Origin of the sequence: Nocardiopsis sp. NPDC058631 (assembly GCF_042716955.1) — a bacterium.
Taxonomy (GTDB): Bacteria; Actinomycetota; Actinomycetes; order Streptosporangiales; family Streptosporangiaceae; genus Nocardiopsis.
The window spans coordinates 1-15,785 of the sequence record NZ_JBHXQY010000126.1; the positions used below are offsets into that span (position 1 = coordinate 1).

General features: G+C 73.2%; 14 protein-coding genes. 13 read left to right on the forward strand and 1 reads right to left on the reverse strand.

The features are described 5' to 3' along the window. Positions 1-253 precede the first annotated feature (253 nt). On the forward strand, positions 254-1,189 hold the full coding sequence (locus tag ACFWTE_RS27305; protein WP_378782782.1) for an alpha/beta hydrolase fold domain-containing protein: 936 nt from the start codon (positions 254-256) through the stop codon (positions 1,187-1,189). 60 nt (positions 1,190-1,249) lie between these two features. Here ACFWTE_RS27305 and paaK read toward each other — a convergent pair whose 3' ends face one another. Continuing rightward, a complete protein-coding gene (gene paaK / locus ACFWTE_RS27310) occupies positions 1,250-2,608 on the reverse strand; it encodes a phenylacetate--CoA ligase PaaK (protein WP_378782783.1) in 1,359 nt (452 codons plus the stop codon). A gap of 243 nt (positions 2,609-2,851) precedes the next feature. Between paaK and ACFWTE_RS27315 the strand changes: the two genes are divergently transcribed. The 12 genes from ACFWTE_RS27315 to ACFWTE_RS27370 all read left to right on the forward strand — a co-directional run bounded on the left by ACFWTE_RS27315 (position 2,852) and on the right by ACFWTE_RS27370 (position 15,691). After that, positions 2,852-4,087: a thiolase family protein gene (locus ACFWTE_RS27315; protein ID WP_378782784.1), complete on the forward strand. Its 1,236-nt coding sequence runs from the start codon at positions 2,852-2,854 to the stop codon at positions 4,085-4,087. Next, positions 4,084-4,833 (forward strand): enoyl-CoA hydratase/isomerase family protein, encoded by a 750-nt coding sequence (locus ACFWTE_RS27320; RefSeq protein ID WP_378782785.1) that lies wholly within the window; start codon positions 4,084-4,086, stop codon positions 4,831-4,833. Before ACFWTE_RS27315 ends, ACFWTE_RS27320 begins: the two co-directional genes overlap by 4 nt. After that, positions 4,830-5,741, forward strand: coding sequence for a 3-hydroxyacyl-CoA dehydrogenase family protein (locus tag ACFWTE_RS27325; protein ID WP_378782786.1), 912 nt, complete (start codon positions 4,830-4,832; stop codon positions 5,739-5,741). Before ACFWTE_RS27320 ends, ACFWTE_RS27325 begins: the two co-directional genes overlap by 4 nt. Continuing rightward, complete coding sequence (locus ACFWTE_RS27330) at positions 5,734-6,522, forward strand: enoyl-CoA hydratase/isomerase family protein (RefSeq protein ID WP_378782787.1); 789 nt, start codon at positions 5,734-5,736, stop codon at positions 6,520-6,522. The genes ACFWTE_RS27325 and ACFWTE_RS27330 overlap by 8 nt, the downstream gene beginning before the upstream one ends. Before the next feature lie 96 nt (positions 6,523-6,618). Beyond that, positions 6,619-7,596, forward strand: a complete 978-nt coding sequence (gene paaA, locus ACFWTE_RS27335) for a 1,2-phenylacetyl-CoA epoxidase subunit PaaA (protein WP_378782788.1) — start codon at positions 6,619-6,621, stop codon at positions 7,594-7,596. Then, the gene (gene paaB, locus ACFWTE_RS27340) at positions 7,593-7,904 is read left to right on the forward strand and encodes a 1,2-phenylacetyl-CoA epoxidase subunit PaaB (RefSeq protein ID WP_378782789.1); all 312 of its coding nucleotides are present in this window, start codon (positions 7,593-7,595) and stop codon (positions 7,902-7,904) included. Before paaA ends, paaB begins: the two co-directional genes overlap by 4 nt. A gap of 45 nt (positions 7,905-7,949) precedes the next feature. Then, positions 7,950-8,828, forward strand: a complete 879-nt coding sequence (paaC, locus tag ACFWTE_RS27345) for a 1,2-phenylacetyl-CoA epoxidase subunit PaaC (RefSeq protein ID WP_378782790.1) — start codon at positions 7,950-7,952, stop codon at positions 8,826-8,828. After that, entirely contained in the window at positions 8,822-9,343 is a 522-nt protein-coding gene (paaD, locus tag ACFWTE_RS27350; protein WP_378782791.1) for a 1,2-phenylacetyl-CoA epoxidase subunit PaaD, read from the forward strand. The genes paaC and paaD overlap by 7 nt, the downstream gene beginning before the upstream one ends. Before the next feature lie 2 nt (positions 9,344-9,345). Then, positions 9,346-10,449, forward strand: coding sequence for a 1,2-phenylacetyl-CoA epoxidase subunit PaaE (paaE, locus tag ACFWTE_RS27355; RefSeq protein WP_378782792.1), 1,104 nt, complete (start codon positions 9,346-9,348; stop codon positions 10,447-10,449). Further along, positions 10,446-10,853, forward strand: a complete 408-nt coding sequence (paaI, locus tag ACFWTE_RS27360; protein WP_378782793.1) for a hydroxyphenylacetyl-CoA thioesterase PaaI — start codon at positions 10,446-10,448, stop codon at positions 10,851-10,853. The genes paaE and paaI overlap by 4 nt, the downstream gene beginning before the upstream one ends. Before the next feature lie 255 nt (positions 10,854-11,108). Further along, positions 11,109-13,253, forward strand: a complete 2,145-nt coding sequence (locus tag ACFWTE_RS27365; RefSeq protein ID WP_378782794.1) for a LamG domain-containing protein — start codon at positions 11,109-11,111, stop codon at positions 13,251-13,253. A 242-nt stretch (positions 13,254-13,495) separates the two neighbouring features. Continuing rightward, a complete protein-coding gene (locus tag ACFWTE_RS27370; RefSeq protein WP_378782795.1) occupies positions 13,496-15,691 on the forward strand; it encodes a protein kinase in 2,196 nt (731 codons plus the stop codon). Positions 15,692-15,785 lie beyond the last annotated feature (94 nt).

Genomic DNA, 15,785 nt, shown 5'->3' on the forward strand with positions numbered 1-15,785 from the left:
AACCACCAAAACTTCCGCGGCCCCCTCCTTTTTTTTATCACCCACCCACCCCGCCTTTGGGGGGGCGCGCCGGGCGCGGCGGGGCGCCCCCGCCGGGGCCCCGCCCCCCGCCGTTCCCCGTGTTCGCCGGTGCCCGGCCCGCGCCGCGTCGTTCCGGGGCCGGAGGCGCTCGGCGTCCGCGGCCCCGGGCCCGACCGTGTGGGCGCCCGGTACCGGCACCGGGCCGACGGCGGCGCTGATAGCGTGGCGCGTCATGACGATCCTGAGCCGTCCTCCGATCGCACGCCTGGTGGCCCGGTCGATGCAGGCGGGCATGGCGTTGGCGGCGGGGGCCGCGACGCGGCGCGCGCACGCGAGGCTGCCCGAGTACCCGCGCAGGACCGAGGAGCTGACCGTGCCCACCCCGTACGGTCCGGCGCGCGTCACCGTCCACCGTCCCGGGCCAGGGCCGGGCGCCGGCTCCGGGCCTCCGGCGGTGTACGTCAACCTGCACGGCGGGGGCTTCGTTCTGGGGTGGACGGAGATGGACGACCCGCTGTGCCGTGCGCTGGCGGAGGAGGCCGGGGCGGTCGTGCTCAACGTCGACTACGTGGTCGCCCCGCAGCACCCGTTCCCGGCCCCTCCCCGCCAGACGTACGAGGTCGTGCGGTGGGTGGCGGCCCACGGCCCGGAGCACGGCTGGGACGGGTCGCGGCTGGCGGTCGGGGGGCAGAGCGCGGGCGGCGCGCTGGCCGCGGCGGCGGCACGGCTGGACCTGGAGTCCGGGGAGTCCCTGGTCGGGTTGCAGGTGCTGCACTACCCGCCGCTGGACATGACCGTTCCTGCGGGCGGCAAGCCCTCGGTCATCGACCGGCCGCTGCTGCGGCCCTGGATGGGCGCGGTCTTCAACTCCTCCTACCTCCCCGACCCGGGGACGCGGGGACACCGGCTGGCCTCCCCCGCGGGGCCGGAGGACCCCGCAGACCTCACCGGTATCGCGCCCGCCCTCGTCATCGTCGCCGAACACGACATCCTGTGCGAGGAGGGGCGCCGCTACGCCCGCCGACTCGACGGGGTGGGCGCGCTCGCGGCCCTGCACGAGGTCGCCGGCCTCGACCACGGCTACGACGTGGGCCACGACGACGCGGCCAGGGAGACCTACCGGCTGATCGCGGAGCACGTCGGGCGGGCGCTCCCGCCGCAGGGGTAGGAGGGGCGGGCCGGGGGCCCGTGCGGACGGCGGCGCCCGCGGCCGTCCGCGGTCCCGCTCCTACACCCGGGGGCGCTGGTCGATGATGCGCCGGAACTTGCCCACGGACCGCTCGATCTGCTCGGGGTCCACGACGTCGACGGTCACGCTGACGCCGACCCGGTCCTTGACCGTGGCGACGATCTCCCGGCTCAGGGCGGTGCGGCGCTCGGCGGTGCAGTCCGGGGCGGCCTCGATCCGCACGGCCATGCGGTCCAGGCGGCCCTCCTTGGTGAGCACCAGCTGGAAGTGCGGGGCGAGCCCGTCCAGGCCCAGCACGATCTCCTCGATCTGGGTGGGGAAGACGTTGACGCCGCGCAGGATGATCATGTCGTCGCTGCGCCCGGTGACCTTGTCCATGCGGCGCATGGGCCGGGCGGTGCCCGGGCGCAGCGTCGTCAGGTCGCGGGTGCGGTAGCGGATCACGGGCATCGCCTGCTTGGTCAGCGAGGTGAAGACCAGTTCGCCGTTCTCGCCGTCGGACAGCGCCTCCTGCGTGAGGGGGTCCAGGACCTCCGGGTAGAAGTGGTCCTCCCAGATGTGCAGGCCGTCCTTGGTCTCCACGCACTCGTTGGCCACGCCCGGGCCCATGACCTCGGACAGGCCGTAGATGTCGACGGCGTGGATGTCGAAGCGCTCCTCGATCTCACGGCGCATCTGCTCGGTCCAGGGCTCGGCGCCGAAGATGCCGGTCCTGAGGGAGGTCGTGCGCGGGTCGATGCCCTGGCGCTCGAACTCGTCCAGCAGGGTCAGCATGTAGCTGGGGGTGATCATGATGATCTCGGGCCGGAAGTCCTGGATGAGCTGGACCTGCTTGGCGGTCTGGCCGCCGGAGGCGGGGATGACCGTGCAGCCGAGCTTCTCGGCGCCGTAGTGGGCGCCCAGCCCGCCGGTGAAGAGCCCGTAGCCGTAGGAGACGTGCACCTTGTGGCCGGGGCGCCCGCCCGCCGCCCGGATGGAGCGGGCCACGACCGTCGCCCACGTGTCGATGTCCTCACGGGTGTAGCCCACCACCGTGGGGCGGCCCGTGGTGCCGCTGGAGGCGTGGATGCGGCTGACCTGCTCCTGGGGCACGGCGAACATGCCGAAGGGGTAGTTGTCGCGCAGGTCGGTCTTGGTGGTGTGGGGGAAGAGGCGGATGTCCTCCAGGGTCCGCAGGTCCTCCGGGCGCACCCCGGCCTCGTCGAACTTCCTCCTGTACAGCGGCACGTTGGCGTACGCGTGGTCCAGCGTCCACCGGAGGCGCTCCAGCTGCAGGGCGCGCAGTTCGTCGACACCCATGCGCTCGGCCGGGTCCAGGAGATCGGAGGCGGGAGCCTGTCCCAGGCGCTGGTGAGGGGCAGCACCGGCCGACTTCGTGGTGGTGTCGTGGCTTGCCATGGAGCTCTCCGTGTACTGTGCGCGGGAACCCGCCGGGCCGGATGCCGGGGTGGGTGGGCGGGAACCGCGCGGGTCGTGGATGTGGTGCGGGCCGCCGGCGGGGAGGCCCGACTTGCTTACTGACCGAACGTTCGGTTACTAATGCATTAACGCAGTCTCCGGGCGAGCATGTCAAGGAGAGGTGTCGATGATTTCACAGAGGTCGGTGGCCCGGGCCACCGCCGCCAACAGGGGAGGCCGCACGTGAGCGACGTCTACTTGGTCGACGGGGTGCGCACCCCCCAGGGCCGCTACGGCGGCGCCCTGGCCGCCGTCCGTCCCGACGACCTCGCCGCCACGGCCGTCGCCGAGGCGGTCCGCCGCTCCGGCGTTCCCGGCGAGGCCGTCGACGAGGTGGTCCTCGGTGCCGCCAACCAGGCCGGTGAGGACAACCGCAACGTGGCCCGCATGGCCGTACTGCTCGCCGGACTCGACCCCCGCGTCCCCGCCTACACCGTCAACCGGCTCTGCGCCAGCGGGCTGACCGCCGTGGCCTCCGCCGCCCAGGCCATCCGCGCGGGAGAGGCCGACGTCGTCGTCGCCGGCGGCGTCGAGTCCATGACCCGGGCCCCCTGGGTGATGGCCAAGCCCGGCACGCCCTGGGCCAAGCCGGGAGAGGTCGCCGACACCTCCCTGGGATGGCGCTTCACCAACCCGCGCTTCGCCGCCGCCGACGCCCGGGTCCCCGCCGGGGCCGCCCCGACGGACCTGCGCTACACGCTGTCCATGGGCGAGACCGCCGAGGAGGTCGCCGTCCTGGAGGGCCTGACCCGCGAGGAGTGCGACGCCTTCGCCCTGCGCAGCCACGAGCGCGCCCTCGCCGCGGTCGGGGCCGGGCGCTTCGACGGCGAGATCGTCCCGGTCACCGTCACCGGACGCAAGGGCCAGACCCACGAGGTCACCGCCGACGAGGGGCCCCGCCCCGGCTCGGGCATGGAGAGCCTGGGAAAGCTGCGCCCCGTCTTTCGCGAGGGCGGCATCGTCACCGCGGGCAACTCCTCCTCGCTCTCCGACGGAGCCTCCGCCCTGGTCCTGGCCAGTGCGCACGCCGTCCGCGAGTACGGCCTCACCCCGCGCGCCCGCGTCGTGGCCTCCGCCTCCGCCGGAGTGGAACCCCAGCTCATGGGCCTGGGACCTGTCCCGGCCACACACAAGGTCCTGGCCCGCGCGGGCTGGACCGTCGACGACATCGGCTCGGCCGAGCTCAACGAGGCCTTCGCCGCCCAGTCGCTGGGCGTGATGCGCCGGCTCGCGATGGACGAGGAGCGCGTCAACGCCGACGGTGGCGCGATCGCCCTCGGCCACCCCCTCGGCAGCTCCGGCTCCCGCATCCTCGTCACCCTGCTCAACCGCATGGAACGCGAGGACACCCGGCGCGGCCTGGCCACCCTGTGCGTCGGTGTCGGACAGGGCGTCGCACTCCTGGTGGAGCGCCCGTGACCGGCCACCAGGACTTCGAAACGCTCCTCGTCGACCGCCGCGACGACCGCGTGGTGGTCGAACTCCACCGCCCCGAGGCACGCAACGCCATCAACGCCCGGATGATCGCCGAACTGCACGAGGTGTGCGCCGAGGTCGAGGCCGACCCCCGGCCGCTTCTGCTCACCGGGCACGGTGAGGTGTTCGCCGGTGGCGCGGACATCTCCGAGCTGCGCGAGCGCGGACGCGAGGAGGCGATGGCCGGGATCAACAGCCGCCTGTTCGAGCGGCTGCACCGCCTGCCGGCCCCCACCGTGGCCGCCGTGGACGGGTGGGCGCTGGGCGGAGGGGCCGAGCTCTCCTACGCGTGCGACATCCGCCTCGCCACGCCCACCGCCGTGTTCGCCCAGCCCGAGCCGGGACTGGGCATCATCGCCGGCGCCGGGGCGTGCTGGCGGCTCAAGGAGCTGGTCGGCGCCTCGGTCGCCAAGCAGGTCCTGCTGGGCGGCTTCCGGTTGGACGCCGAGGCGGCCCTGCGCCACGGGCTGGTCGCCCAGATCGTCCCGGCCGAGGAGCTGAGGGCGAGCGCCCACGCCCTCCTGGACCGGATGGCGGCCTCCTCCGCCCTGGCGCTGCGCATGACCAAACTGGTCCTGGACGCCGACGGGGTGCACCCGCTGGCCGACGACCTGACGCAGGCGGTGCTGTTCGAGAGCGCCGACAAGCACGACCGGATGACCCGTTTCCTGGAGAGGAAGAAGCGTTGAGCACCCACGAGCAGACCGCCGCCGGGTCGGGCGCCCCCCTGGTCCCCGCGACCGTCGCCGTCGTCGGCGGCGGCACCATGGGCGCCGGAATCGTCCAGCAGTTCCTCACCGCGGGTGCGGACGTGGTCCTGGTCGAGGCCACCGCGCAGGCCGCCGAGGCCGGACGCGCCCGGGTGGCCTCCGGGCTGGACGGGGCCCGGGCCCGGGGCAAGATCGACGCAGAACCGGCCGCCTACCTGGCCCGGCTGCGCACGGTCACCGACGCCGCCGACATCCCCGCCGGCACCGGTCTGGTGGTGGAGGCCGTGCCCGAGCGGCCCGAGCTGAAGATCGCGGTGCTCGCCGCCGCGGAGGCCGCCGTGGGCGAGGACACCGTCCTGGCCTCCAACACCAGCTCCCTGTCGGTCACCGAGCTGGCGGCCGCCCTCAAACGCCCCCGCCGCTTCCTGGGCACCCACTTCTTCAACCCGGTCCCCGCCTCCAAGCTGGTGGAGATCGTGGTCGCCCCCGAGACCGACCCCGGTGTGCTGGCGTCGGTACGCGGCTGGGTCGCCGCCCTGGGCAAGACCGAGATCGTGGTCAGGGACGCCCCCGGGTTCGCCACCAGCCGCCTGGGCGTCATGCTCGGGCTGGAGGCCATCCGCATGGTCGAGGAGGGGGTCGCCTCTCCCGCCGACATCGACACCGCCATGGAGCTGGGCTACCGCCACCCGATGGGGCCGCTGCGGCTCACCGACCTGGTCGGACTCGACGTCCGACTGGCGATCGCCGAGCACCTGGCCTCCGAGCTGGGGGACCGGTTCACACCCCCGGATCTGCTGCGCCGTATGGTCGCCGAGGGGAAGCTCGGGAAGAAGACCGGTCAGGGCTTCCACACCTGGGACAAGGGAGAGCAGAGCGTTGAGTGAACAGAGGGCGGCGGAGTTCGTCGAGGCAGACGGGCTCGCCACGGTACGCCTGAACAGGCCCGCGCTGACCCGCGAGGTCAAGGAGGAACTCCTGGTGGCCCTGCGCGGGGCCGCGGATTCCACCACGGCCCGCGCGGTGCTGCTACTGGGGTCGGCCAAGGCCTTCTGCGTGGGTCAGGACCTGGCCGAGCACGCGCGGATCCTCAAGGAGGAGCCGGGGCAGGCGCTGGACACGGTCCGCAAGCACTACAACCCGATCGTGCGGGCCCTGGAGAGCATCCAGGTCCCCGTGGTGGTCGGCATCGGCGGGGCGTGCGTGGGCGCGGGGCTGGGCTTCGCCCTGGCCGGTGACGTGCGGGTCGCCGCGCGCAGGGCCAAGTTCGGCACCGCCTTCACCGGCATCGGACTGGCCTCGGACTCCGGACTGGCCTTCCGGCTGGTGAAGTCGCTGGGCCGGTCGCGCGCCATGGAGCTGATGCTGCTGGGCACCGTCGTCGGCGCGGACCGCGCCCTGGAACTGGGCCTGGTCACCGAGGTCGTGGAGGACGACGCCTGGGAGGAGCGCGCCCGCGAGGTCGCCACCCTGCTCGCCTCCGGGCCGACCGCCGCGTTCGTGGCCGCCAAGCGGGAGGTGCGCGCGGCGGCCGACAGCCAGGAGGACTTCGAGGGCCTGCTGGAGGAGGAGGCCGACCTGCAGAACCAGCTCGGCACGACCGCCGACCACGTCGGCGCGGTCGACGCCTTCCTGAACAAGCGGCCCCCGACCTTCACCGGCGGCTGAGCTGGGGGATTCCCCCACCTGGGGACTTGCCCGGGCGGGGGAATCCGGGGATACTAATTACTGACCGAACGTTCGGTTATGAATGGGGAGCGATCAATGTCCACCGTGACGGCCCAGGAGGCGCCCGCCGGCGCCGACCTGGACTTCCAGGCGGAGTTCGACGCCAAGGTCGCCGCCGACCAGCGCATCGAGCCGCGTGACTGGATGCCGGAGGCCTACCGCAGGACCCTGGTCCGCCAGGTCTCCCAGCACGCGCACTCGGAGATCATCGGCATGCAGCCCGAGGGCGACTGGATCGCCTCCGCGCCCAGCCTGCGCCGCAAGGCGATCCTGCTGGCCAAGGTCCAGGACGAGGCCGGACACGGCCTGTACCTGTACGCCGCAGCCGAGACCCTCGGCGTGGACCGCGCCGACCTGACCGAGCGCCTCATCGAGGGCCGCCAGAAGTACTCCTCGATCTTCAACTACCCGTCACTGACCTTCGCCGACGTCGGCGTGATCGGCTGGCTGGTCGACGGCGCCGCGATCTGCAACCAGGTCCCGCTGTGCCGCAGCTCCTTCGGCCCCTACTCCCGTGCCATGGTGCGCATCTGCAAGGAGGAGTCCTTCCACCAGCGGCAGGGCTACGAACTGCTCCTGCGGATGATGGAGGGCACCGAGGGCCAGCGCCGGATGGTCCAGGACGCCGTCGACCGCTGGTGGTGGCCGTCCCTGATGATGTTCGGCCCGCCCGACGCCGAGTCGCCCAACACCCGGCAGTCCATGGCCTGGCGCATCAAGCGCGACACCAACGACGACCTCCGCCAGAAGTTCGTCGACATGAGCGTCCCCCAGGCCGAGAAGCTGGGCGTGACCCTCCCCGACCCCGAACTGGCCTGGAACGCCGAGCGCGGACACCACGACTTCGGCGAGCCCGACTGGGCCGAGTTCACACAGGTCGTCTCCGGCGCCGGCCCCAAGAACGCCGAGCGCGTCGAACGCCGCCGCGCCGCCCACGAGAAGGGCGCGTGGGTCCGCGAGGCCGCCACCGCCTACGCCGCCAAGCAGCAGAGCGCCAAGGAGGCCACCGCATGAGCAACGACCGCACCGGCACCGCGGCCCGCCCCGAATGGCCCCTCTACGAGGTCTTCGTCCGCGGCAAGCGCGGCCTGAACCACGTCCACGTCGGTTCCCTGCACGCGCCCGACGAGACCATGGCGCTGCACAACGCCCGCAACCTCTACACCCGCCGCAACGAGGGCGTCAGCATCTGGGTGGTGCTCGCGGAGGACATCACCGCGTCCAGCCCGGACGAGAAGGACCCCTTCTTCGCCCCCAGCGGCGACAAGGTCTACCGCCACCCGACCTTCTACCCCATCCCCGAGGACGTCCCGCACATCTAGGGAGGAGGGCGGGGACCAGGGAACACGAGGCCAAAGGAAGCAACCATGAGTGGCGACACCATCTTCACGGCCCTGACCGAGGAGCACGGCGGCGACGCCCGCTGGGCCTTCGGCACCGGCTTCACCGACGCCCTCGCGGGCGTGGACACCACCCTCCCCGCGGGGGTGGACGGCGACGACCTCGCGCTGTACTGCCAGATGCTCGGCGACGACGCGCTCGTCCAGGCCCAACGGCTCGTCGACTGGGTGACCGACGCGCCCGAGCTGGAGGAGGAGGTGGCGCTGGCCAACATCGCCCTCGACCTGCTGGGCCAGGCGCGCCTGCTGCTGGCCCGCGCCGGGCAGGCCGACGGCACCGGCCGCGACGAGGACGCCTTCGCCTACCGCCGGGGCCCCTCCGAGTTCCGCAACGTGCACCTGGCCGAGGCCCCCCGGGGCGACTTCGCCCGCGCCGTCGTCACCCTGCTGGTCCTGTCCAGCTCGCGGCTGGCCCTGTTCGCCCGGCTCACGGACAGCAAGGACCCGGTGCTCGCCGCGATCGCCGCCAAGGCGGTCAACGAACTCACCTACCACCGCGAGTACGCGGTCTCCTGGGCGCTGCGCCTGGGAGACGGCACCGCCTACTCCCACGAGCGCATGGCCGAGGCCGTCGCCGCCGTGTGGCCGCTCACCGGCGAACTCTTCGCCGCCCACCCCGTGGAGGCCCGCCTGGCCGGCCAGGGCGCGGGCGTGGACCCGTCCACCGTCCGCGACGAGGTCCACGCCGTCCTCACCCAGGTGCTGGTCGGGGCCACCCTGGACGCGCCCGCGCCCTTCCCCGAGAGCGTGACCGCCGGGCGCGAGGGCAGGCACACCGACCGGCTCGCCCCCCTGCTGGACGAACTCCAGAAGGTGGCCCGGGAGCACCCGGAGGCGACATGGTAGCCACCGACCGGACCACCGGACTCGAACGCGCCCGGGCGGCGGCCGCCGCGGTCGCCGACCCCGAGCTCCCCATGCTCACCCTCGCCGACCTGGGCATCCTGCGCCGGGTCGAGATCGAGCAGGACGGCACCGCCGCCGTGTGGATCACCCCCACCTACTCCGGCTGCCCGGCGCTGGCCGAGATGCGCGTGGACGTGGACCGGGCCGTGCGCCGCGCGGGCTTCGACCGGGTGGAGGTGCGCACCGAACTCACCCCGCCGTGGACCACCGACTGGATCACCGACGAGGGCAGGCGCAAGCTCTCCGAGAACGGCATCTCGCCGCCCGGTGGGGCGCCGCGGCGTCCGGCGGGCCCCGTCCCGCTGACCCTGATGCCCACCCGTACCGTTCCGCGCTGCCCGCTGTGCGGAGCGGCCGACACCGAGGAGCTGTCCCGGTTCGGCGCGACCTCCTGCAAGTCGCTGCACCGATGCCGGTCCTGCCTCGAACCGTTCGAGCACGTCAAGGAGATCTGACCGTGACCACACCCGCCACCGAGGCCGGGCAGGCCCCGCCGCGCCGCCGGGGTGCCTTCCACCGGCTGCGCGTGGCCGCCGTCGAGCGCCTGTGCGACGACGCCGTCGCCGTCACCTTCGACGTACCCGACCACCTGGCCGAGGAGTACGCGTTCGCCCCCGGGCAGTCGCTGACCCTGCGCCGCGAGGTCGACGGCGTGGAAGAGAGGCGCAGCTACTCCATCTGCGCCCCCGTGGGTGAGGCGCCCCGGGTGGGCGTGCGCCTGGTGTCGGGGGGCCTGTTCTCCGGATGGCTCGTGAACGAGGTCCGGCCGGGCGACGATGTCGAGGTGGGCGCGCCCACCGGCCGTTTCAGCCCCGACCTGGGCACCGCCGCCCGCCACGTGATGATCGCCGCCGGTTCCGGGATCACCCCGATGCTGTCGATGGCCTCGTCGCTGCTGCGCCGTACCGACTCCCACGTCACCCTGCTGTACGGCAACCGCCGCAGCGACACGGTGATGTTCGCCGACGACGTCGCCGACCTCAAGGACGCCTTCGGCCACCGCTTCGAACTGGTGCACGTGCTCTCGCGCGAGCCGCGCGAGGCCGAGCTGTTCACCGGACGCCTGGACGGGGAGAAGCTGGAGGCGCTCCTGGACACGGTCGTGGCCGCCGACGCCGCCGACCACTGGTGGCTGTGCGGCCCCTACGGGATGGTCACCGACGCCAAGGCGGTCCTGGCCGGCCGGGGCGTGCCCGGGGACCGCGTCCACCAGGAGCTGTTCTTCGTCGAGGGCACGGAGCCGCCGCCCCTGTCCAGGCACGAGGAGCCCGGGGTCGAGGGGCCCTCCAGCGAGGTCACCGTCGTCCTGGACGGCCGGACCAGCACCCTGACCCTGCCCAGGGGGGTGCCGGTGCTGGACGGAGCCCAGCGCTACCGCCCCGACCTGCCCTTCGCCTGCAAGGGCGGGGTGTGCGGCACCTGCCGGGTGAGGGTCTGCGAGGGGGAGGTGCGCATGCTGCGCAACTACGCGCTCAGCGACGCCGAGGTGGAGGCCGGGTACGCCCTGTCCTGCCAGGCAGTTCCCGAGACCGACGCCGTGACCGTGGACTTCGACTCGTGAGCGCCCGCAACGAGACCGCGTGGCGGATGTTCGAGGCCGACCGCGCGTCCAAGAACCTGGGTATGCGCCTGGTCCGGGCCGACCACGGGACCGCGGTCGTGGAGATGACCGTCGGCCCGATGATGGTGAACGGGCACGGGATCGCCCACGGCGGGTACGTGTTCACCCTCGCCGACACCGCGTTCGCGTGCGCGTGCAACACGGAGGGCGGAGGGGTGACCGTGGCCTCCGGCGCCGACGTGGCCTTCGTGGCCGCGGCCAGGGAGGGCGACGAGCTCGTGGCCACCGCCCACGAGCGGACGCGGTTCGGCCGCAGCGGACTCTACGACGTCACCGTGCGCCGGGGCGAGGAGGTCATCGCCGAGTTCCGCGGGCGCAGCCGCACCCTGCCCGAACGCACCTGACACCCCGCGCGAGGGCCGGGCCGCCGGCCCGGCCCCTTCGCACGCGGCGGCGGTGTCCGGGCTCGGGCCGTACCTCTCCCGCGTGCGCCGGTCGATGGCCGTGACCGGCCACCGGGGTTTACACCGAGGTCAGGCCGCATGGTGAAACTTGTGGGCGAAAAGCGACTCTTGTTGCTTATATGGGCTTGTCGGTAGTTTTTTCCTGTTCTGTTCCGAAGCTCGCACGCGGGCCCCAGCCAGACGGGCATCCCCCACATGCGTCGTTCCCTGACCCGTACGACGGCGGCCGCGGCTGCCCTCGCACTCGTCCTGTCCCTCCTCGGCCAGGCCTCCGCGCTGGCCGACGACAACCCTCCTCCGGACCGGCCCGACACCTCCACCCTGACCGCACGGGGGGAGGCCTGCTCCACGGATCCGGACCACCCCACCCTTCTCAACAGCACCACGCTCACTCTGAGAGCGCTCATCACCCACCCCGACGCCGAGACGGTGTCCACACAGGTCAAGGCCCAGTTCGAGTGGGGCCTCGAAGCCGCGGACGAACCGCTCGGCAGCGCGGAGTCCTCCTACACCTGGGTCTCTCCGGGCAGCCCTCCCGCACCTCGCACCGCCACCGCGCGGGACCTGCCCGAGGAGGCCCTGATCGGCTACCGGGCACGAGGCCACGACACCCGGGCGTGGGGCGAGTGGTCCGACCGGTGCTGGATCGAGATCAGTACCAGCAAGCCCGCGGCGCCGCCGACCGTCACCTCCGACGACTACCCCGACGACGACAGGTTCCACGGCGCACCGGGGAGGGCCGGAGACTTCACGTTCTCCTCCAACGGCGTCGACGACGCGGTCGCCTACCACTACTCCGTCGACGACAACACCTGCACGACGCCGGTGGAGTTGGAGGAGCCCGGCGGGGAGGCCACGGTCAGGATCACGCCCCAGCGTTCCGGGCCCCGGTCGATCCACGCGCGGAGCGCCGACGCCTACGGCAACTCGTCCCCGTGCGTGAGGGTGTACGACTTCCTGGTCGCACCCCACGCCGACCCCGTCGCCCACTTCCCCCTCGACGAGGGAGAGGACTCCACCGCGCACGACACCGTGGTGCGGGAGAGGACCGCCGAGGGCACCGGCGCCATCGACTGGGCGCGGGGCCGGGTGGGGGAGCGCACCGGAGCCGACTACCGACTGGAGAGCGCGGCGGTCGTCACGTCCGGCGGCCACCTCCGCACCGAGGAACCGGTCGTGGACACCTCCGGAGCGTTCACCGTCTCCGCGTGGGTGCGACTGGACGGTACGGGCAGCGATGCCGTCGCCGTCTCCCAGGACGGGGAGCACACCAGCGGGTTCCAGCTCGGATACAACGCCGCCGAGGAGGCGTGGGTGTTCCAGCGGGCCGCGCACGACGGCCCGGACGCGGGGTTCGGCCACAGGGCGAGCTCGACCGACCCGGCGCAGACGGGGGTCTGGACGAGCCTGACCGGATCCCACGACTCCTCCACCGGCGAGCTCTCGCTCTACGTGGACGGCGTGCTCCAGGAGACGGTCGAGCAGACCTCGGCGGGAACCACCGAAGGGGCGTTCGTCATCGGGGGAGGCCAGGTCGGGGGCGGTTTCGTCGGCGCGTGGCCCGGAGCGGTCGACGACGTGCTGGTGTGGAACCGCGCCCCCGTCACGGCGGACGAGGAGGGGAGTGGCGGCCGAAGGTCCGAGATCTGGGAGGCGGCCAACCACCCGGTCGTGCCGGAGGGAACCTGGTGGCTCGGTGAGACGGAGGGTGGCACCGCCGAGGACACCTCTGACCACGGGCTGGACGCGGTGCTCCACGGTGATCCCGCCACGGTGTGGGACGGGGCGTTCAACGACGGGCTGTTCGAGCCTGGGGTCCTCCTCGACGGCACGGGAGGGGAGCACCTGCGCACCGACGGCCCCGCGGTGCGCACCGACCGCAGTTTCACCGCCTCCGCATGGGTCCGTCTGGACGACGGGGGAGCCGATGCCGTCGCCCTGTCACAGAGCGGGGTCGGAACCAGTGGATTCGCGCTCGGCTACGACGCCGGACTCAGGCGATGGGTCTTCGAGACGCCGGTCCAGGACGACACCGGCTCGGTCGAGGTCCACAGGGTCACCTCGACCACATCCGCGCCGATCGGGGAGTGGGTGTACCTGGCGGGCGTGTACGACCACACCGACGGCACGCTCACACTCCACGTCGACGGCATCCGTGTCGCAGAAGCGGAACACGTGGGTGCCTGGCACGCGGACGGCGACGTGGTCATCGGCGGAGCGGGCCACGCCGAAGGTGTGGAGCGTCCGTGGACCGGCGGAGTCGGTCTGGCCCAGCTGCACCAGGGCGCCGCGCTCCAGCACCAGATCGCCTCGATCGAGTTCGGTATTTTGCCTGTGTGACACAGGTGGTCCCTGACCCCCGGTGACCGGGGTCGCAAACCGTACGGGTTCCGGCCCTCGACAGAGGCCGGAACCCGTACGTGTGCGAGGGGTGCGGGGGAGGGACCCGCCCGCAACCGCAGGAAGGCACGGCCCCGCCGGGGTGCGAGGGGTGCGAACACGAAGGGCGGGGCGGGCGTCCCACGGGTGGGAGGGCCTCTCGGCCGTTCCACCCCGAACCGCCGCACGACAGCGAGGGCACCATGAGCGCTTCCCCCTCTCCGGCCTCCCCGCCGCCCGGTCTCAGGCCCCTGGAGAAGGGCGACCCGGCGAAGGTGGGCCCGTACCGGCTCGTGGGCCGGATCGGCGCGGGCGGCATGGGTACCGTCTACGGCGGGCTCGACCCGAACGGCGTGTGCGTGGCCGTCAAGACCGTGCACGCCGGGTTCGCCCGCAGGGCCCGCCACCGGGAGGCCTTCGCCCGGGAGGTGCAGATGCTCGCCCGGGCGCGGGGGGTGAGCACCGCGCGCCTGCACGCCGCCGACACGGGGGCGAAGGTCCCCTGGCTGGCGTTCGACTACGTGGCGGGCCGGGACCTGCGCGCGCACGTGCGCGAGTTCGGGCCCCTGTCGGGGGACATGCTGCGCGCGTTCGCGGCGGGCACCGCCGAGGGGCTGGCCGCCCTGCACGCCGCGGGCATCGCGCACCGCGACATCAAACCCGGCAACGTCATCCTCTCCCCGGACGGGCCGAAGATCGTCGACTTCGGCATCGCCACCGAGATCGGCGCGGACCGCGCCACCGACCGGTCCGCGTCCTACGGCACACCCGGGTGGGTCTCGCCCGAGCGCTACGCCGGTGTGAGCGCCACGGCGGAGGCCGACGTCTTCGGCTGGGGCTGCCTGGTGGCGCTGGCCGCCACCGGACGGGACCCGTTCGGAAGGGGAGGCCCCGAGGAGCTGCGTGCCCGCGTCATCGCCGGGGCACACGACGTCGAGGGCGTCCCCGGCGAGCTCCTGCCGCTGGTGGAGGAGGCGCTGTCCACCGACCCGGCGCGTCGGCCGTCGGCGGTGCGGCTCATGCGGGAGCTGCTGCCGCCGCCCGCCGAGGTCGGGCTCGGCGGGCGGGCCACCGCCGTTCCCGCAGCCGAGACCCTGCGAGCGGTGCTGCGGAACTACTGGCGGGGCGTGGACGCCGCAGGGCACGATCCCGCACGCTGGGCGGCCGCCGTGGGACTGCTCTCGGCGACGGGCATCGCCGGAGGCGTGCTCGGCGGCACCGGAACCGCGACGGGTGCGGGTGCCGGAGGAGCCGCGGGCGCCGCCACCGGCACCACGGCGACGGGCACCACGGGCGGTGTCCTCAGCGCACTGGCCGGGTCCAAGGCCGCGGTGGTCGGAGCGGGGGTGCTGGTCACCGCCGGAGTGGCGACCGGCGGATACGTGGTCTACGACCAGCTCAGCGGTGCCCCTGCGGAGGCGGTCACCGCCGCGGCGGTGAGCCTGGAGGAGGGCGGCGGCTTCGTGGTCGAGGTCGAGCGCCGCTTCACCGGGGCGTACGCCGAGGAGGTCGCGGCGCGGACGGGGCAGCCGGTGGAGGCGGTGATGGAGGAGAGCGCGGGCGTCGTCGAGTACCGCCACGCGGCCGACCGCGACACCTTCGTGGTGAGCGGGGAGGCGATGGGGCAGGGCTCCGTCGCCGCCGCCGACAGCGGCGGGCGGCTGTACGTGTACGGGCCCTCCCCGGAGGAGGGTGCTTTCTCCGTACCCGTCGATCCCGCCTGGGAGGTCACCGTCGACGACCTGGGCCCCGAGCTGGTCACGGGCCCCCTGCGCGCCATGGCTGGCTCCGGTGAGCTGGAGGCCGAGGGGCGGGTGTACACCGGTTCGCTGACGTCGAGGCTCGTGGTGGACGGGGAGCTCGTGGAGGAGGACGCGGAGGGCCTGGTCGAGATCGACGAGGAGGGGGACCCGGTGCGGATGGAGTACACCGGGGCGCGGTGGGAGGTGCGGGCCGACTTCACCCAGGTCGGCGGAACCGTGGAGGTGGCCGACCCGCAGCAGGGGGAGGCACTGGGCGGGGAGGGGCTGGAGGTGCTCCACGCACCCGCCTGCGGTGAGATCGAGTTCTACGAACGCGGCTGGCAGGTGCGCGCGGACGCCTGGGAGATGTCCTGCGACCGCGCCATGGAGACGGCCGAGCTGCTTGCGGCCGGGGACGGACGGGTGGAGATGGCCCTCGGGTACAGCGGCACCGGAGTGAACACCTACCTCGTGGACGAGGAGACGGCTTGCGTGGGTGTGCGGGAGTTCGACCCGGAGCTGTCGGGAGCAGAGTCACCCTGGACCCTGGCCAGCTGCACCCCCGCCACCGTCCTGGGCGAGGGCGAGGGCGGGTTCGGCTGGGAGGAGATCGAGTTCGGGGAGTCCACGCTCATCCGGTTCGTCGAGGTGCAGTAGCTGCGAGGACCACGGGGCCGCTGACCCTGGGTTCTGAGGCCCTGGCCAGCCTAGCGGAGTCCTCTTCCTCCACAGGGGCCACGGCGGCCTGACC